The organism is Desulfogranum japonicum DSM 18378 (genome assembly GCF_000429945.1).
GTDB classification, from domain to species: domain Bacteria; phylum Desulfobacterota; class Desulfobulbia; order Desulfobulbales; family Desulfobulbaceae; genus Desulfogranum; species Desulfogranum japonicum.
In genome coordinates this window covers 171,663-196,859 of record NZ_AUCV01000008.1, presented here as the reverse complement: position 1 = coordinate 196,859, position 25,197 = coordinate 171,663, and the positions used below count along the sequence as shown (strand labels likewise).

At 43.9% G+C, this 25,197-nt stretch carries 24 protein-coding genes and 1 pseudogene; 3 read left to right on the top strand and 22 right to left on the bottom strand.

Annotated features, from left to right (window positions below):
• A pseudogene (locus tag G493_RS0107525) lies at nucleotides 1–222 on the bottom strand (IS21 family transposase); the annotation flags it as partial.
• A 527-nt stretch (nucleotides 223–749) separates the two neighbouring features.
• Between G493_RS0107525 and G493_RS0107520 the strand changes: the two are divergent.
• On the top strand, nucleotides 750–1,304 hold the full coding sequence (locus tag G493_RS0107520) for a hypothetical protein (protein ID WP_028579884.1): 555 nt from the start codon (nucleotides 750–752) through the stop codon (nucleotides 1,302–1,304).
• A gap of 273 nt (nucleotides 1,305–1,577) precedes the next feature.
• On the opposite strand, the gene G493_RS33355 is transcribed toward G493_RS0107520, so the two are convergent.
• The 3 genes from G493_RS33355 to G493_RS0107505 form a co-directional block, all read right to left on the bottom strand.
• Nucleotides 1,578–1,718, bottom strand: a complete 141-nt coding sequence (locus G493_RS33355; protein ID WP_153306451.1) for a hypothetical protein — start codon at nucleotides 1,716–1,718, stop codon at nucleotides 1,578–1,580.
• Nucleotides 1,719–1,833: 115 nt separating this feature from the next.
• Complete coding sequence (locus tag G493_RS28300; RefSeq protein ID WP_161629808.1) at nucleotides 1,834–3,057, bottom strand: D-alanyl-D-alanine carboxypeptidase/D-alanyl-D-alanine-endopeptidase; 1,224 nt, start codon at nucleotides 3,055–3,057, stop codon at nucleotides 1,834–1,836.
• A gap of 285 nt (nucleotides 3,058–3,342) precedes the next feature.
• Nucleotides 3,343–5,883, bottom strand: a complete 2,541-nt coding sequence (locus G493_RS0107505) for a TIGR03960 family B12-binding radical SAM protein (protein WP_232363727.1) — start codon at nucleotides 5,881–5,883, stop codon at nucleotides 3,343–3,345.
• Between the two features lie 354 nt (nucleotides 5,884–6,237).
• Here G493_RS0107505 and G493_RS0107495 point away from each other — a divergent pair, with 354 nt between their 5' ends.
• Nucleotides 6,238–7,251, top strand: coding sequence for an AMIN domain-containing protein (locus G493_RS0107495; protein ID WP_161629807.1), 1,014 nt, complete (start codon nucleotides 6,238–6,240; stop codon nucleotides 7,249–7,251).
• Nucleotides 7,252–7,416: 165 nt separating this feature from the next.
• Here the strand turns inward: G493_RS0107495 and G493_RS0107490 are convergent, their stop codons facing one another.
• The 18 genes from G493_RS0107490 to G493_RS0107405 form a co-directional block, all read right to left on the bottom strand.
• The gene (locus G493_RS0107490; RefSeq protein WP_161629806.1) at nucleotides 7,417–8,208 is read right to left on the bottom strand and encodes a DUF4292 domain-containing protein; all 792 of its coding nucleotides are present in this window, start codon (nucleotides 8,206–8,208) and stop codon (nucleotides 7,417–7,419) included.
• A gap of 20 nt (nucleotides 8,209–8,228) precedes the next feature.
• Nucleotides 8,229–10,016 carry a tetratricopeptide repeat protein gene (locus tag G493_RS0107485; protein WP_028579879.1) on the bottom strand — a complete coding sequence of 596 codons (1,788 nt, stop codon included), beginning with the start codon at nucleotides 10,014–10,016 and terminating at the stop codon, nucleotides 8,229–8,231.
• Between the two features lie 8 nt (nucleotides 10,017–10,024).
• Complete coding sequence (gene tmk / locus G493_RS0107480; protein ID WP_028579878.1) at nucleotides 10,025–10,621, bottom strand: dTMP kinase; 597 nt, start codon at nucleotides 10,619–10,621, stop codon at nucleotides 10,025–10,027.
• On the bottom strand, nucleotides 10,618–11,622 hold the full coding sequence (pdxA, locus tag G493_RS0107475; protein ID WP_028579877.1) for a 4-hydroxythreonine-4-phosphate dehydrogenase PdxA: 1,005 nt from the start codon (nucleotides 11,620–11,622) through the stop codon (nucleotides 10,618–10,620). The genes tmk and pdxA overlap by 4 nt, the downstream gene beginning before the upstream one ends.
• Nucleotides 11,619–11,996, bottom strand: coding sequence for a YraN family protein (locus tag G493_RS0107470; protein WP_028579876.1), 378 nt, complete (start codon nucleotides 11,994–11,996; stop codon nucleotides 11,619–11,621). The genes pdxA and G493_RS0107470 overlap by 4 nt, the downstream gene beginning before the upstream one ends.
• 8 nt (nucleotides 11,997–12,004) lie before the next feature.
• Nucleotides 12,005–12,373, bottom strand: a complete 369-nt coding sequence (locus tag G493_RS0107465; protein WP_028579875.1) for a PilZ domain-containing protein — start codon at nucleotides 12,371–12,373, stop codon at nucleotides 12,005–12,007.
• Between the two features lie 814 nt (nucleotides 12,374–13,187).
• Nucleotides 13,188–13,850, bottom strand: coding sequence for a ribonuclease HII (locus G493_RS28295; RefSeq protein ID WP_051309109.1), 663 nt, complete (start codon nucleotides 13,848–13,850; stop codon nucleotides 13,188–13,190).
• 251 nt (nucleotides 13,851–14,101) lie between these two features.
• Nucleotides 14,102–14,449, bottom strand: coding sequence for a 50S ribosomal protein L19 (gene rplS, locus G493_RS0107455; protein ID WP_028579874.1), 348 nt, complete (start codon nucleotides 14,447–14,449; stop codon nucleotides 14,102–14,104).
• Nucleotides 14,450–14,602: 153 nt separating this feature from the next.
• Entirely contained in the window at nucleotides 14,603–15,181 is a 579-nt protein-coding gene (locus G493_RS0107450) for an RNA methyltransferase (RefSeq protein WP_035273886.1), read from the bottom strand.
• A gap of 101 nt (nucleotides 15,182–15,282) precedes the next feature.
• On the bottom strand, nucleotides 15,283–16,038 hold the full coding sequence (gene trmD, locus G493_RS0107445; RefSeq protein ID WP_028579872.1) for a tRNA (guanosine(37)-N1)-methyltransferase TrmD: 756 nt from the start codon (nucleotides 16,036–16,038) through the stop codon (nucleotides 15,283–15,285).
• Nucleotides 16,039–16,056: 18 nt separating this feature from the next.
• Complete coding sequence (gene rimM, locus G493_RS28290) at nucleotides 16,057–16,587, bottom strand: ribosome maturation factor RimM (RefSeq protein WP_051309104.1); 531 nt, start codon at nucleotides 16,585–16,587, stop codon at nucleotides 16,057–16,059.
• Nucleotide 16,588: 1 nt separating this feature from the next.
• Entirely contained in the window at nucleotides 16,589–16,819 is a 231-nt protein-coding gene (locus G493_RS0107435) for a KH domain-containing protein (protein ID WP_028579871.1), read from the bottom strand.
• Entirely contained in the window at nucleotides 16,820–17,077 is a 258-nt protein-coding gene (gene rpsP / locus G493_RS0107430) for a 30S ribosomal protein S16 (RefSeq protein ID WP_028579870.1), read from the bottom strand. It lies immediately after the preceding gene.
• An 80-nt stretch (nucleotides 17,078–17,157) separates the two neighbouring features.
• Nucleotides 17,158–18,507 carry a signal recognition particle protein gene (ffh, locus tag G493_RS0107425; protein WP_028579869.1) on the bottom strand — a complete coding sequence of 450 codons (1,350 nt, stop codon included), beginning with the start codon at nucleotides 18,505–18,507 and terminating at the stop codon, nucleotides 17,158–17,160.
• A gap of 144 nt (nucleotides 18,508–18,651) precedes the next feature.
• On the bottom strand, nucleotides 18,652–19,599 hold the full coding sequence (gene fabD, locus G493_RS28285; RefSeq protein WP_035273884.1) for an ACP S-malonyltransferase: 948 nt from the start codon (nucleotides 19,597–19,599) through the stop codon (nucleotides 18,652–18,654).
• Between the two features lie 9 nt (nucleotides 19,600–19,608).
• Nucleotides 19,609–20,100, bottom strand: a complete 492-nt coding sequence (gene lspA / locus G493_RS0107415) for a signal peptidase II (protein ID WP_028579868.1) — start codon at nucleotides 20,098–20,100, stop codon at nucleotides 19,609–19,611.
• Between the two features lie 3 nt (nucleotides 20,101–20,103).
• Complete coding sequence (gene ileS, locus G493_RS0107410) at nucleotides 20,104–22,917, bottom strand: isoleucine--tRNA ligase (RefSeq protein ID WP_028579867.1); 2,814 nt, start codon at nucleotides 22,915–22,917, stop codon at nucleotides 20,104–20,106.
• Nucleotides 22,918–23,433: 516 nt separating this feature from the next.
• Entirely contained in the window at nucleotides 23,434–23,976 is a 543-nt protein-coding gene (locus tag G493_RS0107405) for a TrmH family RNA methyltransferase (RefSeq protein WP_028579866.1), read from the bottom strand.
• Nucleotides 23,977–24,563: 587 nt separating this feature from the next.
• Between G493_RS0107405 and G493_RS0107400 the strand changes: the two genes are divergently transcribed.
• Nucleotides 24,564–25,124, top strand: a complete 561-nt coding sequence (locus G493_RS0107400) for a TSCPD domain-containing protein (RefSeq protein WP_028579865.1) — start codon at nucleotides 24,564–24,566, stop codon at nucleotides 25,122–25,124.
• Nucleotides 25,125–25,197: the final 73 nt, after the last annotated feature.

Here is a 25,197-nt window from a genome sequence, read left to right as displayed (position 1 = left end):
CTTTTTCGGCCTGCTAAGATCATCTTGCAGCCATTCATCGATGGTGCCAAGAAAGGGGCCGAGAACCGGAAACGGTTGTTGTTCCCGTTCCTTATAGCCACAAGGCTCTCCTGTCAGTGCCTTTTTTACGGTATTTCGGGAGTGTCCAGTCATTCTCGACAGTTCGCTGATGTTTTTGCCGTAGACCCGATGGGCTGTCCGAATAAATTCATACTGATCCATTGTGAGCAATTCCTCCCCTCCCTCGGTTATGGTTTGTTGTTGCCGCACCATAACCCTTGGGAGCGCTTTGCCCAAGGTGGTCAAATTTCGGTTAGCACAAGGCCTGTTTTCTGATCAATTTTAGGTTAGCACAACCATACTTCATTCGGTAACCCATTGTAATTGCACAACCATTATTATTTGATGGCCGTAATTGAGCACGTTATTTAATGTAAAAGGTCCATTTAATCAGTTAACTTGAAAACAACTAAAATCCGGTGAGATACAGTTGGGACCATCATTTATCTTGTTCACTCACAATATAGCGAAAAACCGCGCTTGCACAAATCTGAAACACCCGTGACCAGTTACGGGAAAGCCGCTCTTGTTTATTCGCCGCTGGTTAGTAGGCGAACGCTACACATAAAATAAAAAAGACAGCTACAGATGTGTCAAAACTCTTAAGAAGAATCCTACTATCTCCGAATAATATAATATACCTCTGAAAATATTAAGTTATCTTACTCAATTCCAAGGGAGATATTTAGATGGAAGTTTCTCTCGTCCAGACAGCTAAAAATGCGTATTCCAACCTAAGCACAAAGAGTAATTCTAAGGCCTTTACGGAATCGCTTGCTAATGAAAACAGAAAAAAAGATAGTGTTAAGATATCTGAAGAAGCTAAATTACTTTCAAAAAATAACCGAGATAACAAAAATATAGGTAATCAAGCTTTGATTGATTCAAAAGCTGAACAAGACTTGCCGCTAGAAGCATTTGCATTGCCTGGATGGTATGCTGACTTAAGCCCAGATTACAACCTAGTTGATACTGAAATTGGTATATCTTATGAGGACTCAAACCTTGCACGTTTCGAGGCTCTTAGCAACAAAGAAAAAAATGACCTTTATGAGTATAACAGCACTCTGAATGGATATTTTCAAAAAGCTTTACAAAGCAGAAACATAAATACGTCTCAAGAGTATTACCAATCAATTGTAAAAAATAATGAAATTAATGAGAGTGTACACCAAGAAGTAAGACAACAATTGATTAATAATCCTCGAATGATTGAGTTAATGAAGCAGTTTGGAATATCTTAACATCAAACGCATAGCGAATAAGGATAGATTATGTAAGTGAGGAACGGGCCACAATCTTATCCGTAATTGTACAATCCCGTCTCTTTAGGAGATATATCTTTTTCAGGTATATTCAGATTGCGCTGCCAGGGCAGTAGCGCCGAACGCAGGGCGCAGGAATCCATTCACCTGACAAGACGTTAAAGAAACACGATGCCCATAATCAGTAGATTCCCTAGCTATTGTTGGCTGTAATGCGGTATTTTGAGTACCATTTACTCAAGTTGGCGGTAATCATTCCTGAATTTCAGAATGCGCATCGGCCTGTCGCAATGCAGGCAGACAAACACAGGTAGTAGTGGTCGTAAAGGTTACGGCCAGATTCAAGCATAAGGCGGTTCCTGCAGCCCATGAACCTATCCGGGTAACAATCACGTTTTATCTCATTTTATTGGTGAATGTTTTCTCGCCGCAGGTAATCGTTCTTGAGAATTATGGAGTATCATAGGCCATGGGAAGAGAGAATCTACACCTTGTGACCAGTTACAGTTCAGTACATATTCGTTCTGTGATGCACAAGTCTTTGTAGAACATTGTTGCGCTTATTTCCCGGCTGATTAAGAAAAATAACAAAAGCTGTATTGTCATCCAAATAGCCAGCATAGTTATAGATCCCTTGCATGGTGCCTGACTTCACAGAAACACCATACTTTTTTCGCAAAAGCTGCCGGTACGGCACAAAATGATTAAGGAGATTAAGCGTGAAGCGAACACTTAAACGATTTTCTCTACTCAGGCCGGCACCGTCAGAAATTTTCCAGGATTTTTCAAAATCCCTGTCCAGTATACTTTGAAGTATTTCCTGCTCCGCTTTTACCCCCTTGTTCCAGGTAGCTGGAAAACCATATCGCCTGGCACCACAGGCCAAAAAGATCTGATTAGCTGTAAAATTGGATGAATAATAGAGCATGGATTTAACCAGATCCTCCAGACGCTTCTCAGAGTGAAAAACATAAAGTAGTCGCGCATTTTCAGGAACAGAACGCCTGGATAATGAACCTGTTACCCGGATATTGTTTTTACGAAGAAAAGATTGAAAAAGCTGGGCGGTATAACGTGCCGTTGAACGTTGCTGTTCACCAAGCGTTGAGCAGATATTAACCCTGTAGGATCCTGGTTTTCTGCCCATTGCTTTTTCCTGCATGATCGGGAGTAAGGGCGTTTGGAATTCTCCGGAATGTACGCCCCCGCTGTTATCAATGGTGAAAGCAACACTATTGAAGTTCACGGCTGTGGCACCTACAGGCGCATCATATGGATTATCGCTTAGCTCACTACCAGGAGAAAGATGTTCCAAAGCATAAGCCGTATCGTCAATAACAAGATCATGTACTTCTGAAATATCCATCTGTGAGAGATAAACACTTATCTGATTCACTGATTCAGAAGTCAAAAACGGATCGCCAAACCCTTTAACATACAGGTTATCCCGGTCATCTTGATAGATATGCGTTTGAAACCGGTAATCAGGCCCCAGGATCTTAAAGGCTGTATAGGCTGTCGCCAATTTTACTACACTGGCAGGAACATAGAGGTCATCCAGATGGCAACCATCCATATTTCCCTGCTTTAAGTGAAGCAAGCCGTATGCGCCATTATTGATGAGATCGCCATAGGTTGCACAATTTTCTGCAAACGTACTTGAAGAGATCAACAATATAGTTAAACAGACCAATCCTCCTTTACTCAACCTGCCAGCCAGAAAGAAAAGCATGTAAGCGCCCCCTATCATAAGCAGGTACTCCAGCGGTAGCGCCTGGAGCTGCCCCCTTGGAAAAGAGATATATAAAGCTACGTGATGCCACGGAGCCAAAACCTGTCTTCTTGCATGCTAATGTCTCACTCTCGTTTCTCTGCATGCCAGGTTCTCTCTGCGTTTTGCATTGTATCTTCTGAGAATTCTGACGCGCAGAAAATATAGTGAGACATGGTGCAAGGTCTACGATGAAGACTTTATAGCAGTATATATTACTTGCTATACAGCAGAGTGATAAATATCTCAAGCCGGGGTGTCAATTTCCTGTAGAGAAATTTTCCGCATCCTGCTCAATAAGCAGAGTTCTTCAGGTAAGCCAAGCCCTTTTTCCAGAACTTCACGGGGATTTGTACCTGCTCTTCCGTGATAGTGATAAAGTTCCAGTTCCAGAACATCTCCGCTCCTGTTCATAGCACTGACCAGGCTGCGTATATCTATCTGCTGCTTTTTTCTTTTGCGTACTCTTTGAATCAGGACCTCATTACATGCCATAAATTGATGCAGGGCATTATCAATGTCAACGTTCAAAAATTCTTCTGCCTGTATCTGATAGACAGCCTTGTAGCTGAATTGTTTTATGGCTTTGACGGCCTCAACCCTATACACCTCAATAGTTGCCGGAAATTGTTCATTCAACCCTGAGCAAATGCTTTTCATATTCGTCAAAGGTTCATTCATCTCAACGAAAAAGAACTCAACATCGCTTTCCATTCCAACTGGCAGCGCAGGGCTGAAAGATACTTTAGGGGAAGGATTGAAGCCCTGGGAAAACAGAACAGGCAAACCGGAACGCTGTAATGCCCGAAAGACCAGCTGCAATATTTCCAGATGACCATAAAATCTACTGTCACTAAGACGGCGATAACTTACTTTATAGGTAAATACAGGCTGTTCCCCGCTTTTTGATTCAAAGTTCCGATGTTTTATGTTTGCTGAAGGCTGCGCATGTTGTTGTTTATGCACAATCGGCCGTACTTCTTTAAAATCACACAGTCCGCACTTCTGGCAGCCATGAACCCGACAATCCGGCGTATATTCACGACTCAGTGACCGCTCATATTCCTGGCGTAAAAAACTTTTATCCACGCCGGATGCAAGATGATCCCAAGGCAAAGGACGCCCCATATCCCACTCTTCCAGATAGCTTTCAAGGTGCAGTCCGCACTGTTGCGCTGCCTCTTGCCAGAGTGGAAGGTTAAAATGCTCAGACCACCCATCCAACCGAGCGCCCATCCTCCAGGCAGTTTCTATAAGTTGTGCCAGCCGGCGATCACCCCTTGAGAAAACGCCCTCAAGAAATGACTGAAAAGGATCATGCCATTTCAGATTAAATCCTTTTTTAGGCAGCAACTCTTTGAGACGTTGTATTTTCTCCTTGCTCTCTGCAATGCTCAATTGACGACTCCATTGAAAAGGAGTGTGCGGTTTGGGAACAAATGTGCCGACACTGACATTGATGGTAATTTTTTTGGCACTTGCGCCTCCGCCAGCATAGCGTGCACTTTTCGCCAGCTCGACAATGGCATCGACATCTTCATCTGTCTCCGTAGGCAGCCCGATCATAAAATAGAATTTGATCAGTTTCCACCCCAGCGAAAATGCGTCGTGACAGGTTTTAAGCAGATCTTCTTCAGTTATCCCCTTATTTATAACCTCACGCAGTCTGTCGGTTCCAGCTTCAGGAGCAATGGTAAAACCTGTTTTTCGCACTCTGCGAATCTGATCCATTATCTGCTCAGTAATGGTTCCCACGCGCATCGAAGGCATGGACACAGATACATGATTCTGGACAAAGGTATCCATCAGATCCGTCATCAGATCGCCAAGGCAGGAATAATCTCCAGTGGAAAGAGAGAGCAAGGCCAGCTCGTCAAATCCACTGTCAGCAATGCCCTGTTTTGCCATCTGCAGAATTTCCTCACGACTCCTTTCACGTACAGGCCGGTATATGATACCTGCCTGACAAAAACGACACCCGCGGGTACACCCCCTGGCTATTTCAATACCCAAACGATCATGGACGGGTTTGACCACAGGAACCAGAGGATGAGCCAATATCTCTGAATCGTGCATTTCAGGCAACACCGCACGCTGTACCTGCCTGTGTTCAGGGTTTACAAACTCCATACTCGCAAACTTATCATCCTCGTATCTGGGATGAAAGAGAGACGGGACATACATGCCCTTCACCCTGCTCAATGCTTCAAGGATCTGCCCTCTACTCCTGCCTTCATTCCTACACTGCATGAGCACATCTGAAATTTGATCGATGGTTTTCTCTCCATCTCCCAATGCAATGCAATCAAAAAAATCAGCTATGGGTTCAGGGTTCATAGCTCCGGCGCCGCCTCCAATAACCAGAGGGTGGTGTTCTCCACGCTGATGACTATACAAAGGAATATCCGCAAGCTCCAGAACAGTGAGGATGTTCGTGTAACACAACTCATAGGGTAGTGTAATCCCGATAACATCGTAATCAGCAAGGGGACGATGGACCTCAAGGGAAAAAAGAGGCATGGATCTCTTTCTGAGTTCCTGTTCCATATCCACATCAGGTGTATAGCACCTATGGGCCAAGGCATCGTCCCGGCGGTTAAGGATGTGGTAAAGGATCTGCAATCCTTGGTGTGACATGCCTATCTCATAAAGATCAGGAAAAACAAGGCAATAATGCAGAGGATAGTCTGTCCAATTCTTATTAACGCTATGCAGTTCTCCACCAATATAGCGCCCCGGTTTCCTTACCAGTGGCAGAATAGTATCTAATTTAAGTTGGTTATTCATTGACATTCTATGTTATTTACGCTGTAATCCCGATTATTTTGAATCAATAATGAGTTATGATGAACTTACGCTATGAGTTTTCTTCAGAAACTGCTCATTGGCACAGTGCCCAATATTGTATCCCTCGCCCCTTGCCAGGTGCACCTACCTGTATTCACGCCAGGTAATCTTGCTTTGTATTATTTTTTTTGGCAATAACTGTTAACCTGTACCCATTTAGAAACGTTTTTTTGCCAGACTTTTTTATGATATACTTTACAATACAATCAAAGAGAGGATAAAACCTCCCATTGTATTTTACGTATGCCCGTTCCGGGTATGGATGAACATTAACCCGTTTGTTATATGACTGATATGAACTTTCTTCGGTACTTTTTTCTTCTTCTGCTAAGCCTTGCAATATATCCAGGGTCATTATTGGCCAGTCCTGAGCAGCCACGGATCGAAGCCATTGGGTATCAAAAATCAGGTAGTGTGGAGCTGGTAACGTTTACTCTTAATGTTCCCAATTCTCCCACGGTTTTTACTCTTACGGGTGATAATCCAAGGATTGTTTTCGATTTTGCCAAGACGACAATCAGCCGAAAGGTAACCTCTGTTTATTCTGCAGACGGCGACATAATCGAACGGATTCGCGTTGGCCTTCACAAAGGTGCCAACCCAAAAACCAGGGTTGTTCTGGATCTGGCCACCAATAATGAAGTATCCGTGGATCAAACGTTTAATCAGAAGACGTCCGTGCTTACAGTTTCTCTTAAAAGCATTGAAGACCAGAATGCATTACGGGAACCCCACGAGGAAAGTGCGAAAACTGCATCACCTCCACCTGCTGAGGAAGTGGTAGATACCGTGGCCTCCCCGTCAGCCCCTGAAAATGCGTCTGTGGTTCCTCCTGCAAGTACTCCAGAGCCAGAACTTCAAGCAGAATCTGTACCTAAACCTAGGCCTGATCTGCAGGAACAACCTGTTTCTCTGGGCAACACAACTTCACTTGCAGATGAGAAACCTCTTCTTCGATCAATTATTTTTGATGATGCCACAGATAACGGAGAAATGGTGATTTTTCAACTTAATGGTTTCTATCCACCAACGGTAAAAGGTATTGAAGAGGAAAAACCCAGGGCAATATGTGACTTCAAAAATACAGCCATTGCTCCGGAAGTTACCAGCATCGAAGAAACCGGCGGGAAGTTTGTCAAATCCATACGAATCGGCAAACATACCGACCCCGAGCTTATTCGAGTTGTAATAGACCTGAAACCGAGTAAAAATTACGATCTGCAGCAGGTTTTTTTCAAAGAAGACAACCTTTTTGTCATTATAGTCAATACCCAGGAAGCTCAAAAGACAGAGAAAGTAAACAATTAATCACCTCCTGTCCAGAAATGATATCCTATTTTTCGTGGATTTTTTTTGAGTTGTAGGTAAAAAATTATCCACGAAAAATCACCATCGCTCTCTTTCTTCATTCACATTGAAAAAAGCGAAACTAAAAGGAACACTGAACATTGCATTTTTCTATTCAGCGTTGATTCAGGGCACCTGTTCAATGGAAAAATGTTGGGGGATGGATACTGAAAATACTTCGGGAGATACGGCTTCCAGTGAGTAGACAGTGGTTACATCTATGGCATAACTTCCACGGATATCCTCACCTGTTATTTCAATAAGGGATGGGATTTTCAGGTTATCCATAACATGATAACCATCATATCGTACATTCAGGGCTGATTCCCGGCTATCGTTGGTAATTATATCACGTAGAATCACTGAATGTAGGGGGTCAAAACAAATGCGATGGACTCCATTTTCGCGCCCTCGCTCCTGAACTGTCAGCCACACTCCACCAGTTTCCCCTTCAACAGTTCCTATTTCAGTAACTTCCGCATCCTTCAGTGGTATGCGGCCAAGAATCAGAGGTAGAAGCTGTTCAGCCTTTAACTTAGCAGGGATATATTCCTTCCATAAATCCCCATACAAAGGCCCCTGAAAGGCTCTCCCTGATGGAATTTCAATGACTGTTAATTCTTCATCCTTTCCTACACCAATGGCTAAAGGGCGACCAATGGGGTCAACTATATTTACCCGAAATGTACCTCCGGCGAGTAACTGCATCGTTCCATCAACATTTCCCTTTTGGCCCATAACAGACCACCTGAGATGTATATCAGCATCCAAAGCCTGGACAGATTGTTGTTCTGCAAATTCCTGGAAACGAGCTAAAGCATGAGACCTATCTGGCTCTGCCAATGGTTCTAATCGGGGAATTTTTGTGCCACAGCCAGCAAAGAATACGAGTAGAGCCAGCATAAAAAACTGTAACATACCGGCTTTCCGAAAATACATCATAGTGTCATTTCTTTTTCAATTATTCTGATCTTTCGCTGTATTTTATTCCAGGAATCACTCCCTTCCTGTTCAAGCTTTTCTGCCTGCTTATAGGCTTCCAGGGCCTTTTGCAAATTTCCACTGTCCAGATATGCATCTCCGAGATGATCATGAATGGCTGCATCCTGAGGTGAAAGTTTAATGGCTTTTTCCAGTTCCAGAATGGCCTGGTCTACTTTTCCCATTTTAAATAAAACCCAGCCAAGACTATCACGAATATAGCCATCTTCCGGCTTAAGCTCCACAGCCTTTTGAATATAATTTAATGCTTGTTCAAGGTGTTGGGAGTTATCCGCCCAAGTATAACCAACAAAATTTAGCGCAGCTGCATTATCCGGATTCAATGCTATAACATCCTGCATGATGTTAAGGGCTGTCACATGATCGCCACTATTTTCTAGAAATAAACCATATTCGTAAAGAAGTTTATCATTCTTCGGATAGGCAACCACAGCACGCTCATACGTTGTCTGAACCATATCGTTTTTCCCCTGAACCTGGTAAAGCATAGCAAGAATGACAAAAAGTTCAGGGGAGCGCAAATCTGGTTGCAGGAGCATTTCCTCCATTATATTGACGGCTTCTTCTGTTCTGTCCTGTTCCTGCAGAATCCGTACCTCAAGATAGAGAACATCCTGATAAAAATCTTCATAGAGACTGATGAGCTGCAGTTGCTCAAGGGCTTGGTCGCTTCGTTCCATGCGATAGTAAAGTTGAGCTAAAAACAACCGTGCCTCAGGCAGAGAATCTTCTTCGAGCAACTGTTCAAGCACCTCAATAGCCTTGTCGTATTCACCATTTCCCGCATGCAGGCGGGCAATGGTGAAATCGACCCGGGCCGGATTCTCTGAGACATCCCGCAGATTTCGCAATTCTGCTAATACCTGTTCTTCTTTGTCTTGCAGCTGATAGACATGGATAAGGCCAATGCGGGCATTTTCATCAAACTTGTTTTTCTCAAGGATTTGGCTATATGTAGAAATAGCATCCTGGTACTCTTCAGCCTCAACCTGTAGTTTGCCTATTTCCATAAGAATTTCTGCAGACCAGTTTTCCTCAAGAGCCGCCCGGTACCAATGTATAGCGTTAGCGATTTCTCCCTGGGTCTCATATGTTTGAGCCATAAGTACTTTTGCAGGATAGACACCAATACCGGTGTCTATCATCTTTTCCAAGACATTTCTGGTTTGGGTAAACTCGTTACGGCTTAAAAATAGTTCTGCCAGCAGCAGCTGCGGTGCAGGTAATTCAGGATTATTTTGAGAAAGGAGTTTGTACTGAACGATTGCCTGATCAATTTTATTTTGCTGCACCAGAGATTTTGCAAGCAGCATCCGCATTTCGGAAGTTTCAGCATGTTGCTCAATATATCTTTCCAGCCAGGATTGTGCTTCATCCTGCCTGTTCATTTTCATCAGAAGAAGAGGAATTTTACGACTGAGAAAACTGCTGTTAAGATCACATATCAAGGACTTTTCATAGGCTTCAAGAGCTTCATCAAACTGCAGCTGTAATTCCGCATGCCTTCCCCAGAGAAAATAAAAGTATGAACAACTGGTATCAGAGTCTCCAGATGGGGTAGCATTCTCTTGCGAAAGAAACTGGCTTTCGACTGGGGGTAAGGCTTGGGCATCATTTTTATATTCAAGGGTCTTGTTGGTAGCGCCTCCATGCAATGCACAGCCTTGTAATGTGACCCAACCGAATACCCAGAAAAAAAAGGAAAACTGAATGCTTAATCGCATGATATACCTCAGAGATCAAACCTGTCGCAAACAATGGAGACTACGTCTTGCCGGACAACCTCCAAAGATCGCGCAGCATCAACGTGTACAATGGCTGGGTCAGAAAATGATGCAAACAGGGACGCAACCTTGGACAAATGGTCTTTCTGCTCGAAATCATTTAACTTTTCCCCCCTGAACTGTTCTATGCGACGAACGCTTTCATCGCAACTCATGGTAAACAACAGAACCAGATCCGGCACAGGGGCAAATTGATTTTTCTCAAAAATCAATTCCGGATCTGCACCGCGTGCACCCTGGTATGCCGCAGTAGAATAATAGTACCTATCAGTGAGCACAAATGCTCCCTGTTCAAGAGCAGGCAAAATGTGCTGCAGCACATGCATGCGGCGGTCTTCGATGAACAGTTCCAACTCTTCATCCAGGGACAGACTCTTTCTGTTATGGAACAGTGCCCTGATTTGTTGGCCAACAGGCCCATCTGTAGGTTCTTTTGTTTCCAGGACCAGCTGACCACGCTGCCTTAAAAAAGTTGCAAGCAGTTTGAGTTGCGTTGATTTCCCGGTACCATCAATCCCCTCAAAGGCAATAAGTTTTCCTCTCATTCCTGCACCCGCAAACGATTGGCAACAATCTTGAGTGCCATATCTGCAGCAGCAACAAGGCTTGTTTCTGATGCTTTCCAAGTTCCAGCAAGATCGTAGGCTGTGCCATGATCCACAGATGTTCGTACAATTGGTAAGCCCAGTGTTACATTAACGCCATCCTCGAAATGCAATAATTTAAAAGGAATGAGTCCCTGATCATGATACATGGCAATGACGGCATCAAATCGACCGGAAGCCGCAAGATGGAAAACTGTATCCGCAGGCCATGGTCCGGTTACATCTCCAAGAGCCTGGCACTCCTGTATAGCTGGAGAGATGTATTCTTGTTCCTGCAGACCAAACATACCATCCTCTCCGGCATGTGGATTCAAACCAGCCACAGCCAACCTTGGGTGTTCGAGGGCAAAATTTTCCTGCAGTGCCTTGAAAGTAAGGGCAATGCAGTCTCTGACTTCAGCCTGGGTCACCAATGCAGGGACATACTCCAAAGGTTCATGAATGGTTACCAGCACCACTTTTAACCGGTCTCCTGCCATCATCATTCGAAAATGATTGGTACCGGTCATATCTGCAAGCATTTCAGTATGCCCTGGATAATTAAACCCGCCCATATTCATACTTTTTTTATTAATTGGACATGTAACTATGCCTGAAACAAGCTCTTTAAGCGCTAATTTAATTGCTGTGGAAATGTATTCACCAGCAGCCTTGCCGGTTGCAGCATCAGGCTTTCCCCATCGCAGTCTATCAAGGGCTAAGGTACCTGCATGAAACACGGGTATCGTGCCAACCTTAAGACGGTCCCCTGGTTGCCATGAAACTATTTTCAGTGGTATCTTCTGATCATCGAGCAAGCGGGTTAACAAATGCTGATCCCCGATAATCACACCGGGATTCTCCTGCTGAGCTGCTTTGCGTTGAAAAAGTTTGATAAGTAATTCAGGACCAATACCCACTGGGCATCCCATGGTCAGGGCAAGGGGAGAGAAGCTATTCATAATTCAATTAACTCAAAAGCATTTTGCAACAGTTCAACTTGTGGTTGCCTATTTTTTTGCAACAAAATAGAAACGACATCGAAGCGAGCTGGGTGATCCAGCTTTCTTTGGCGAGTAAGATAATCCAAAGCAGTTCGGGAAAGACGTCGCTGCTTGTGGCTGGTCACAGCATCAAAGCCACTGCCATATCCGCTACTGCGCCGTGTTTTAACCTCAATAAAGCAAATCACATCCTGGTGTACAGCAATAATATCGATTTCCCCGAATCGTTTGCGATAATTACGTTCCTTTATGATATACCCACACTTCTGTAATCGTTCACAGGCAATATCCTCGCCAATGGACCCTGTCTGTGCACGATAAACCTGTTTCATCTCTATGGTCATCCTCCTTTATCTGTTCGCTGCATGACCTGATTCATTTTACCCTGATATGCGGGAAAAAGAAGAAACCATTCCAGTGGCTGTATAAAGTTAACAGCGGTTACGTGTTCATCAACACGAACTATAATTCCTTTCAGAGAATCTATGACCAGATTACTATGTTTGCCATGAAAAATAATACTGATCATGCATTGCATACCAAGGTAGCGCTTAGAAACCGAAACATCAAGTGCCAAGCCAGTAACACTTACATCACTGGTCAGCCCTGTAAAGGAAATATCATGCTCTTCAATCTGCACTTTCACCTTGATTTGAAAGGTAAAACGTATCCCTTGACGTTTATCATCGACATTCTGCTTAAACTGCATAGGCCTCCAATCGTCACAGATCAATCCAGCGGAGATATGCTTCAGGCAACGCCGGATTACTCATCAGTTGCTAAACAGGATAGCACGACCTGAAAACGGTACCTTTACGTCTTACATGCAAAATCCCAATGCAGTATATCCTTGGGAACTACTCATTGGGGAAACGGATAAACTTGAACCTCACCCGTATTTATAACTGGTTACACGGTGCCTGAGATTATCGCAATCAGGCCGGCTCAGCATACTGGATCATACGTAAGCCTGGCTGATCGCGGAAAGATCAGGTGCACTGTGAGCAGGTACTATCCTGGATAGTCTCTAAAGATTGTATTTTCAGATATTAATGTGACTTCAACGCTGTATTTCAGGAATTATCTCAATCATTTTCAACCGTATATGATTTGAGCTTGAGTCACAGGAACCAAATGCCATAATAAAAATCAGAAAAATTCTATCGCACTCCATCACCGGCATAACATTCGCCAAGTACGATCATTAAATCCGCAAATGTATTATCTGCATGTATGAAAGTGTACCATATTTCAAGCCAATGAGAAATGCATGTTATACAGAATTACATTTCTTTGGCTCTTGATTTTCGCTTATGGAAGAGGTCTTCAACTCGTATAAGGGGCGGGTGATTGAGAGAAAACTCAAAGGAATGTATGCAATCAATTGCATCAAACGCCGATGATATCCAGCACTGAAACGTTCAGTTTTCTAGTAATATCAGCACGTTCACAAACTGATACTATATTAGACGTACGTATAACTGCTGGGGGCAGGTAACTAAAAAATTCAGTTGAATCTCAGCCTACCAGAGTGTTTTTTGCTCAGAACTATACATCTCAGCATCTAGACAGTACTCACGTACTCCTTTAAAGGTTGTTCTATGTATGGGGCAAGGTCCATATTGGGCGATAGCCTCCCTATGTTGCTTGGTTGGATACCCCTGGTTATCAATAAAACCGTAACATGGGTATTGCGCATGATATTCAGACATGAGTCTGTCCCGTGTTACTTTGGCAAGAATTGAAGCTGCAGCAATGGAAATACTCTTCGTTTCCCCTTTCACCAGTGCCAGTTGGGGAAGATTAGAAGGAACTTTGAATTTACCATCAATTAACAGAAAATCCGGATTGATCGCTGCACACTCTTTCACTGCCCTGAGCATTGCCTGCAACGATGCCTGTAAAATATTAATTCTTTCAATTTCACGTGCATCGGCAATACCAATGCCATATGCGGCTTTGCTGTTAACGAGTTGAAGATATAAATCTTCACGCTGTCGGGCGGAAAGAATTTTAGAATCAGAGTAGCCATGCGGTTGGCAATCAGGAGAGAAAACTACACACGCGGCCACAACAGGACCAGCAAGGGGTCCTCTTCCTGCTTCATCAACACCTCCTACAGCTCGAAATCCCTGTAGAGCGAGTTGCTGTTCATAAAAGAGGTTGGAACCATCCCATTGGGATATATGATTTGAAAATGAGGTTGAAAGAGACTTTTGCAAAACTTTACTCCATCAACCCCATGGAAGTTCTACTCAAGGCAATTACTTGAAAAAACGATGGTGTCAAGCTCAAAGGCCAAATAGATTCCAAAGACACGTAGGATAACATGAAGATCATTGTGATACAATGCTACCCGCACTACCAGCTTTAGAATGGAGACAAGTACCCTTGAAAACTAAATGAAACTCTAGGATAACTTGTCTCCTGAAGCCTATTAGTTGATGCCGCGCTCTTTAATACGAGCTGCTTTACCACGTCTATCCCTGAGGTAGTAAAGACGGCTACGACGCACTCTACCTCTGGTCAGGACTTCAATTTTCTCAAGACGGGGTGAATGCAAAGCAAATGTTTTCTCAACGCCAACACCGTGAGAAATTTTACGTACAGTAAAAGTTGCATTCATATTACCGCGTTTTCTTTTAATAACAACGCCCTGAAAGACCTGAACACGTTCTTTATTACCCTCAACAATACGAATATGCGCCTTAACAGTGTCGCCAGGGCGGAATTCAGGAATATCGAAACGCATCTGTTCGCGGTCTATTTTATCAAGTATATTCATTGCCTTTGCTTTACAGGTACCCAGCAATTATTTATGCTGCCGACCCGAAGGATGCCTCCATATCATCCATTCTATTTCCATTTCACAACAATAGCCTCACTCACGACATCCTGAAACGTTAATCTCATTCCCCAGGCATCGTGACTGATGATTTCAATATTTGCCTAGCAGTCGATCAAGAATAATTGAAACTGCTGAGCGTACAGAAAGATGGTTAAATTCACCTTCGCCTCGTATTGGTGGCAATGTTGCATCTGCCTTATGCATCATTTCGGGAGCCAGTCCCCATGCAGTACCAAACATCAGCAGCACTGGACGGTCTTCCGTGATATTTTTTTTTACCTCATCATACCCAAGCATGTTTGCCTGGGGACTGGCACAGGTCACAATAGTCTGTGGGTTTACACCATAATAACCCTGCATTTCGTCCACAACTTCATCAATGGAGGTGCGAACGTGTACCAATTCCAGAGCGTTTTGCCTATCAGGATTTGCTTTAGCGCCATATCCCGATGTCCAATGACGAGTTATCTCCCCTACAAGCTTTTGCTGCTCATCAAAGGGAGTAACAATCCAATATCTGTGGACTCCAAAAGTTTTACAGGCCCGAGCGATATCATGGATATCAAGATTAGTTACAGCCGAACCAATAATATCTCCATGTTTGTTCACAACAGGCCAGTGAACCAGCACAACTTCCAGCGTGGAATGATGTTGTGTTAGTCCGGTCATGTCAGATGTATTCAATTTCTGCAAAGAATTTTAGCCATTACCTCGTAGAGATAATGGCGCATTTTATAGCAAGTTTGCTTTGTTTTTGCGTTTCCCGGCCTCTACCCGTGTAACAAGCTGGCTATTTTTTCCCATACACCATTTTTCTTAAGCAGTTTCACCTCCTGCCTGGAAAACGCTGCATTGTGCAACAAATCAGGTCTTCTTTCCAGAGTTAGCCGTACTGATTCAAGAAAACGATACTCTTCAATGGCAGCATGATTTCCTGTCAGTAATTCCGCGGGAACTTCCAGGCCAGCAAATTCTCTTGGTCGTGTATATTGATGATGTTTCAACAAATTACGACTGAATGTATCCTTCGCTGCTGAGTCGCAACAGCCCAATACATCCGGCAGCAACCGCGTTATTGCATCAAGCATAACCATGGCAGCGAGTTCTCCACCACTAAGGATAAAATCTCCGATGGAGAATTCCTCATCTACACATGTATCACTAAACCGTTGATCAACACCTTCATATCTTCCACAGATAAATACCAGTTGTCTGCAACCAGCAAGGCGAACAGCTTCCTTATGCGTGAACAATTTCCCCCGAGGAGAAAGCAAAATGACTTTAGACAGATCGCCTTCCCGCTCAATGGCATTTACGCATCTGGTGAGTGGCTCAGGTTTCATCACCATACCCTCACCACCACCAAAAGGACGGTCATCAGTCATTTGGTGGCGATCGGTAGCCCATTCCCTAATATTATGTACCCTAACCTGAATCTGATGAGCCTCTAGCGCACGGCGTATTATTCCTTCACGCAGAGGTGAGCAAAAAAAATCAGGAAAGATCGTTACTATATCAAAAATCATGGACAGCTTGCTTTACCTTCATAATTCAAGCAATCCAGGTGGAAGATCGAAGACTACACTGTCTACTTTGAATTCGATAATAAACTCTGTAACCAAGGGAACAAGTATTTCTTTTCCTTCAGCAGAGATTATATTCAAGAGATCATGTCCTGATCCTGATACGATATCGCGTATCGTGCCAAACTCCTGGCCTTGAGAGATAGCTTTTTTACCGATAAGTTCCCGCAGGTAATATTCGTCATCATCGAGTTCAGGCAGTGCACTACGCTCGATATATATTTCCATACCAGCCAGTAACTCGGCAGTGTTTCGATCATTGCATCGGTCAAGACGCATGATTACAAACTTTCCCTGCACCCTTCCATTGATCATTGATCGCTGTTCAGGATGAAACGGCTCAGCAAGAGAGAGAAACAGTTCTTTATACTCCAGAACATTCTCAGGCAGTTCCGTATACGGAAACACCTTGAGTTCCCCTCGAATACCATGAGGCTTAACAATTTTTCCCAGCAGGACATAGCTACCGGCCTGCTCTCCGGCCATGGTCATTTTATTCGAGTATTTCCAATCGTGAACGCTTATTCTCTCTGGCAACAGATGCGGCGAGTACTGTCCGCATGGCACGTACAGTCCGGCCCTGTTTGCCAATCACTTTACCCAAATCTTCCTGAGCGACACGCAGTTCGACAATAACGCTATCGTCTTCTTCTCGAAGATTAACATGAACATCTTCAGGCTTATCAACGAGTTTACCTGCGATAAAGTGGATGAGTTGTTCCATTTATACAGTTTCTACAGATGCCTTGACATGTTTTTTAATTAGGTTCGCAACGGTGACGGTAGGCTTGGCACCTTTCCCCATCCAATCATTGAGTTTCTCATTATCAATTTGTATAGCAGCTGGCTCCTGCATAGGATCATAAGTACCAACGATATCTAAAAATTTACCGTCACGAGGTGCCTGACTGTCAGCAACAATTATGCGATAAAATGGTTTTTTCTTGCGACCTTTTCTTGTTAAACGAATATGCACTGCCATTGTAATTACATCCTCCTATGGATAGAAAAAAATCCGCTCTGATACATGGCTGTTCTCAGAGGGCTACGCATCTCAGCTATTCAGCGAACCAGTCCTTTGGGCAATTTCCTTCTTTTACCACCCTTTATGACTGATTTCCCTTTAATCTTCTTCATCATCTTCAGCATCATTGTATAGCTTTTCAGCACACGATTTACCTCGGCGACACTGGTACCAGAACCTTTTGCAATTCGTTGCCGCCTGCTTGCATTTATGATGCGATGATTATGCCGCTCTTTTGAAGTCATTGAGCGTATAATAGCTTCGGTCTTTTTCAGCTCCTTTTCATCAGGCTTGGGAGCATCCTTGAGTTGTTTGAGTTTATTAATGCCTGGGATCATACCCATAAGCTGCTCAAGGTTGCCCATTTTTTTGATCTGCTGAATCTGATCAAGAAAATCCTCAAGGGTGAACTCATTTTTCTGGATCTTTCTGGCGAGCTTTTGAGCCTTTTTCTGATCAACTACAGCCTCAGCTTTCTCGATCAACGAAAGAACATCTCCCATCCCCAGTATACGGGAAGCGGTTCTATCCGGATGGAAGATTTCGAAAGCGTCGACACTCTCACCAATCCCCACAAACTTTATGGGTTTGCCAGTTACTTTTTTTACGGAAAGAGCGGCACCGCCACGGGCGTCACCTTCCATTTTAGTCAGGACTACACCGGTAATCTCAAGATCTGTATTGAATTTGTCCGCAACATTCACAGCATCCTGTCCGGTCATCGCATCAGCGACAAACAGTATCTCACTGAGCTCAACGGCAGAGCTGATGTCCTGAAGCTCGGCCATAAGGGCTTCATCAACGTGCAGACGCCCGGCAGTGTCAAGGATTACAGTATCCCACTCTCCTTCCTGAGCTTTCTTAACAGCTTCCCTTGCTATATCTACAGGTTTCTGTTCAATTGACGAATCAAAAACAGGAACACCTATTTGTTCGCCAAGTACATGCAATTGCTGAATAGCTGCTGGCCGGTAAATATCGGCTGGCACGAGATAAGGCTTTCTCCCTTTGCTTTTCAGCATTTTGGCGAGCTTAGCACTGGTAGTGGTTTTACCCGACCCCTGAAGACCAGCAAGCATTATTACGGCTGGTTGTCTTCCGTCAAGTTTTATAGGAGCCGTCTCTGCACCCAGCAATTGGACGAGTTCGTCATGCACCACCTTGACGACCTGCTGTCCAGGTGACAGACTACTAAGAACTTCCTGGCCAACTGCCTTTTCGGTAACAGATGCGATAAAGTCTTTAACGACTTTAAAATTTACGTCAGCTTCGAGGAGAGCTTTCCTGACTTCTCCCATAGCTTCCTGAATATTCTCTTCAGTGAGCTTACCATGGCCGCGTAGCTTTTTAAAAACGTTGTCAAGTCGATCAGTTAAATTCTCAAACATGTCCCGAGCACAGTATAGTCAAAGCGGTCACCCTACGCGACCGCTATTCATTTTTGCAAGCAGAAATCTCATACTATTACCCTAACCAAAACATATTGTCAAGCAGTATGAAACAGATGGTGATTCGGGTAATTATTTATAAATCTACCCGGCAATACAGGCTGCAACCTCTTCAATTGTTTCCGGAGTGTCAGCCTGAAGACAAACACAGGTGGTTTTGCGTGGCAATATTTTTTTCATCATCCCCGTGAGTACGTTTTTAGGCCCCAACTCTACAAAAACCTCCACTCCGAGATCAACCATCTGCTCGATGACTTCCACCCAACGAACAGGCGAGGCTATCTGTTTAGCCATGACATCTTTAATGTCTTCAGGTTGATCAAGAGAGCTTGCGGTAACGTTAAAAATCACTGGTATCTTTGGCGCAAGAAACGTAATGTCCTGCATAAAAGCAGAAAAATCAGGAACAGCGCCAGCTACCAACGGACTATGGTTGGCAACACTGACTTTCAATGGAATAACTTTTGCGCCCTCACTTTTACACAGTTCGCCGAGTGCTGATAATCCGGCATCGTCTCCACTGACCACAACCTGCGCAGGTGTATTGTAATTTGCTACAACCACCTGCCCACGGCCCTGACATTCATTGACCATTTGCGCAACTTTTTCACCGGAAAGGCCTAAAATAGCCCGCATTCCACCGGGGTTGGCATTCCCTTCCCGGTCCATCAGCTCACCACGTTTAGTAACAAGCTTGAGTGTATCTTCCTGAGATAAAACTCCAGCAGCATGCAAAGCAGAATATTCGCCAAGGGAATGTCCGGCAACACATGCAGGCACAAAATCAGGAAGTCTTTTTTGCAGTTGCTGCCAGCAGATGAGATTAATTACCGTTAAAGCTGGTTGCAAGGCAACCACTCTCGTCAAATCTGCCATTGGCCCTTCGAGGCACAATTTGTGAATTGGAAGCCCTGCAATACGATCACCTGAAGCGAACAATTGAGCTGCTTCAGAATCATTTTCCGCAAATACTTGCCCCATACCAATATACTGAGATCCCTGACCAGGGAAAAGAATAGCTGTTTTTTTCATACTTCTATTTTATGATTTTATCATTTGTTCTTTTCGCTGCTGGCGTTCAAGAACAAAGTTAATAACAAGAAACAAAATAACGCCCACGGTTATGGCAGAATCAGCCACATTGAAAGCAGGCCAATGCCAACCGTTTACATAGACGTCAAGAAAATCAATCACGTGTCCAAGACGAACTCGATCAATCAGGTTGCCAACGGCCCCACCTGCTATGAGTCCAAACGCAACGCCGTAAAGTTTGTGGGACCTTGAAAAACTTCTGTGCGCAAACACAAGAACCACCAGAGCCAACGATGCTGTAAAAATAAAAAACAGCTGTCGCCACAAGGCCGGCTGACCTGCAAGCAAACTAAACGCAGCACCGTTATTCGTCATAAACGTCAAGTTAAACAAACCAGGCACCACAGATATGGACTCATACAAATCCATATTACTCAGTACCAGTAATTTGGAAAACTGGTCTGCACACACAACTAAAATCAATATTATAACAAACTGCATCGCTTAATCTGCAAGTGAACTGACAACGGCAGCACAACGTGAACAAAGGGCTGGATGCGCCTCTGATTCACCCACAGTTTGGGAAATGATCCAGCATCGTTCACATTTCTCTCCAGGGGCCGCTACAACAGCCACTTCGACCTCGGCAAGCCCTTCTTCTACCGTGGTAAACTGAAGGGTTGAATCAGTCTGCCCAGAATCAAGCACCAAAGAAGAAACGATACACAACTCTTTGATTTGCTGCAGGTTCTCTTCCACAAACGGTTTAAGTTTTTCCCCAACCCGGAGGATAACCTGGGCATCAAGCGACAGGCCGATGGTTTTATCCCTCCTAGCTAATTCCAAAACACGGGTTATTGTAGACCGGAGAGCCAATAAGGTGTCCCAACGATCCATAAACGCTGCGTCGACCTCAACATCATCAACTTTTGGAAATTGCTGAAAAAATATAGATTGCTCAAGTGGGCTGTTTTGAGGCAGTGAACGAAAATAGCCCCATGCCTCATCTGCGGTAAAACATAATACAGGGGCCATGAGCTTCAAGATTCCATCGCAGATACGATATATTACTGTCTGAGCAGCCCTCCGCTCAGGAGCATCGGAAGCAGAACAGTATAGTCTGTCTTTAAGAACATCCATATACAGACTGGAGATAACGGTCCCGCAAAAATTAAACAGGCTGTGATATATAACGTGGAACTCAAAGCGGTCATAGGCACCTAAAACACGCGTAACAAGTTCTGCGTACTTCGACAATGCCCATTTATCAAGGTCAGTAAGCTCAGAGTACTGGACAGTATGTTTTTCTGGGTCGAAATCATTGATATTTCCCAAAAGAAAACGAATAGTATTTCTGATTTTCCGATAGGCATCACTTACATGTTTTAAAATTTCCTCAGAAACTTTTACATCATCCTGATAATTTTCACTGGACACCCAAAGGCGAAGAACCTCTGCACCATACTTATCAATTACCTCCTGGGGTACGACGACATTTCCGACGGATTTGGACATTTTTTTTCCTTGCCCGTCAACAACATACCCATGGGTCAGTACACCTTTATAGGGAGCGCGCCCGCGAGTCCCTACTGAAGTGAGCAGTGAAGACTGGAACCACCCTCTGTGCTGATCACTTCCTTCCAGATACAAATCGGCTGGAGAATGCAATTCCGCCCTTTGCTCCAACACTGCTGCATGACTGGTACCAGAATCAAACCAAACATCCAGAATATCAGATTCTTTTTTAAAGGAGGTAGAACCACACTGACACGTTGTACCTTGAGGGATAAAATCTTCTGCAGGATGATTAAACCAGGCATCAGCGCCTTCTTTTACAAACAGCGTTTCAATGATTTCACAAACTCCTTCATCCCTGATGATCTCACCACAATCCTTGCAGGTCAGTACAGTGACCGGTACTCCCCACGAACGTTGACGGGAGAGACACCAATCCGGACGAGCTTCCACCATGCCATAAATGCGTTGCTGTCCCCAGGCCGGGGTCCATTTCACCTGCTCAATTGCCTGTAAGGCTTTTTTTCGCAGGTCCTGTTTTTCCATGGATACAAACCACTGATCCGTTGCCCTGTAAATGACAGGCTCTTTACATCGCCAGCAGTGTGGATAGCTGTGACGAATTTTTTCTTCTTTTACCAAAGATCCATCAGCGTGCAGATCAGCGTTGATATGCGTGCTGGCATCTGGCACTTGTTCTCCAGCATACTTCCCTGCTTCATTGGTGAACTTGCCATCATCAGCCACGGGAGAGAGGATATCGAGCCCATAACGCAGACCGGTGAGATAGTCATCCGCACCATGACCAGGTGCAGTATGTACACACCCTGTTCCAGCCTCAGTGGTAACGTAGTCTGCAAGAACCATAAGAGAGTCCCTTTCCATAAAGGGATGGCGGCATGTTTTTCCTTCGAGTATTTTTGCTGAAAATGAGGCTATGGAGGAATACCCTTCTACCTCAAACTTCTCCATGCAGGTACCAACGAGATCTTCTGCTAAAATCCAGGTTTCATCTCCCACGCGGACTGCTGCATACGTGATATCAGGGTGAAAGGCGACAGCGAGATTTGCAGGCAATGTCCAGGGAGTTGTAGTCCAGATGAGTACGAAAACATTCTGTCCCGCCAACTCGGGAACAAGATCTCCAAGATCCTGCTTTACAGGAAATTTCACATAAATGGATGGCGAAGTATGGTCGGCATAATCAACTTCAGCCTCTGCCAATGCCGTTCCGCAAGTTGAACACCAATATACAGGTTTTTTTGACCGTACCACTGCGCCGGAAAGCAAAAACTTATTGAATTCTTTGGCAATACTAGCCTCATACGCAAAATCCATGGTCAAATAGGGATTATCCCAATCACCTATAACCCCCAGTCGTTTAAACTGTTCCTTCTGGGTGTTGATCCATTTTTGCGCATACTTACGACATGCCGCCCTCTTGGCCAAGGTGGAAATCTGTTCTTTCTTATTTCCCAACTCCAGATCAACATTATGCTCTATTGGCAACCCGTGACAATCCCAACCCGGTATGTAGGGGGCGTTAAAGCCATTCATTCTCTTAGAGCGGAGAATAATATCTTTGAGCACCTTGTTAAAAGCTGTGCCCAGATGAATATTCCCGTTGGCATAGGGAGGACCATCATGCAGTATATAGGCAGGTTTGCCTTCTGCATGTTGCTGAATTTTCTGGTAGAGCTTTTCTTTTGCCCACCGTTTGAGAACCATAGGCTCCTTCTGGGTGAGATTAGCTTTCATTTTAAAATTTGTTTTGGGCAGATTCAGCGTTTCCCTGTAATCCATATGTATTCTCTAATTGTCTTGGATGAGCTGGTAAACCAGGAGTTATAATCAGTATCAGCCTGAAATTATGTTATTTTTCAGCTTCGAATTAGTTAGTGTCTGTCAATAATTGTCTAATCGGAACTCCGTTCATCGCTTAGCGACTCCCAAAGAGCGCTATCTCCAAAATATATCTCCAGAAGTACGGGAGCTCAGTTGTAAACTATGTGCTTGTGGTAAAATTTTAAAGACGCTTAGGAGCCTTAGTTGAGCTACTCTCAAACTATAAATCCTCATTTACAGACAGACACTAATGAATGACGCTTTTCCAACAACAGGACACTTGTATGTAGCCAGTCCGCAAACTAATCCGATAAACATTTAAACGGCCAAGTTTGAAACAATACCAATTGATGATGAAGATGCAAGAGAAAAGGCTCTGTTTTCGGCGCAAAAATCACTCTTTTAACCAGTGTACCTTTTTCAAGCCATTGAACACGGATTAATTACCACAAGTACCTGAACGAAATTACTCGACTATTTATTACCTCCGCCATGTTGCCTGATATATTCAAACATGGCCACGGAAGCTGCAATACTGACATTCAGGCTTTGCACTTTACCCCACTGGGGAATAGCCAACGATTGAATGTCATCATAGTCTGCAGGGTCAAAACTTAGCCCAAACTCTTCATGCCCAAGGATAAACGCTGTTTTTTCAGGCAGGGAAAAATCTCCTAGCACGCTCCCGCTATCAGGCTCCATACAAAAAAAAGACAGCCCCTGTCCCTTGAGTGAGGCATAACACTCTGCAAAATCCTTATGTTGATGCAGCACAACCCATCGCATCGAACCCTTTGCAGGCTCAGGATCAAAAAATTCCACTCCTGTTAAATGTACTTCACGTGCAGAAAAGGCATCAGCCGTCCTGATAATTTTTCCAATATTGAAGTCTGGTTTCAATCCATCCAGAATAACTACAAACTCATGAATACCGTGATTGGCGTACACCATATTTCGCTGACGAGCTTTTTTATATCGAGTTTGTATATCCTGACGACGATTAAATCTACTGCGCATATTTCTCTTTTATCCCCTTTGACATTGATTTCAGATTAAGAGTTATACAGTGATTGACGCATGACGTATTGTATTGTTGCTAGGAGCAAAGCGGTCCACGTTGCCTTAATTGATCACAGGCACTTTATCTCTGGACGATCCCGATGTCACTCATAGATAGGCTATAGCCTCAAATCGAGCTTGTTCAAATGTGAATCACCTGTGGGCAATTACAGTTCAGAGGTGAATGAACCCAAGTACATGAAGCCCCCCATGAGTAATTACATATTTCCAGATGAATATATATCACCTCTGCAAGCCATTGAAACCAATAACTGCTTACAACGCATCTGACCTTTCAGGTATTGGCCTGCTTTACCATGATCCAATACGTTTCGCTATTCTGCAAACAGCAGAGCTGGGTGGAAGGTATTACGCTTAACGATTAGACCAGGAGTTGCTGAAAATGAGTATTTGCAATGCTGAAATGGTTCACTGGCAATCAAGTGCATACCGCCCATGAATTTTTTCTTTGCCCACTGTACACAGGCAGAGTATAGAGAATATAGAATTCACCTTCATTGAGTAATCCTGTTCCGGAGGCTGTTTTGAAACAACAACCTAACAAAGATACCTGCCAATACTGTGGCAGCGGGGATCTGCACAACACCCACGAAGACAACATCTGTGACAGTTGCCGTCACCTTCGATCCGTAATCCTGCAAAAACCTGATATAATTAAAAAATTATGGAGAGAATATCAAGATGAGCCACTACTAATCAATCCCCAGTTAAACAGGATTGATGCTGAAATAGAATTACCTGAAGTACTTGATGGAAAACGATACAGGACAATTGATCGCGAATTTAACAAATGGTATCTTTCTGTAAGTGAAATTGACGGTCGGCCTGTGGAAATTTTTGCTTCTACGGCTTTTGACCGTGATCATCAGCTGCAATCTCGAATTTCCAACCTAACGACAATCACCAGACTCATCTCGCTCATCCTTCGACATGTTATGCTCGGCGAACCACTTACTCTGGAAAAATGCCTGAAACAGTTACAGCGAAGTTCTCGACAACAGAACGATCTCCCAGACATGCTTTATGGTGTACTGAACAAGTATAGCCGACTACTGGAAAAAGAAGAGAGAAACACTGTCAAGTAAACCCTCTCTTCCAGATACGATATCACCTGTTGCGGCCTGCTCTTGCCAAGAGAAACCGGGAGTATCCTGATAC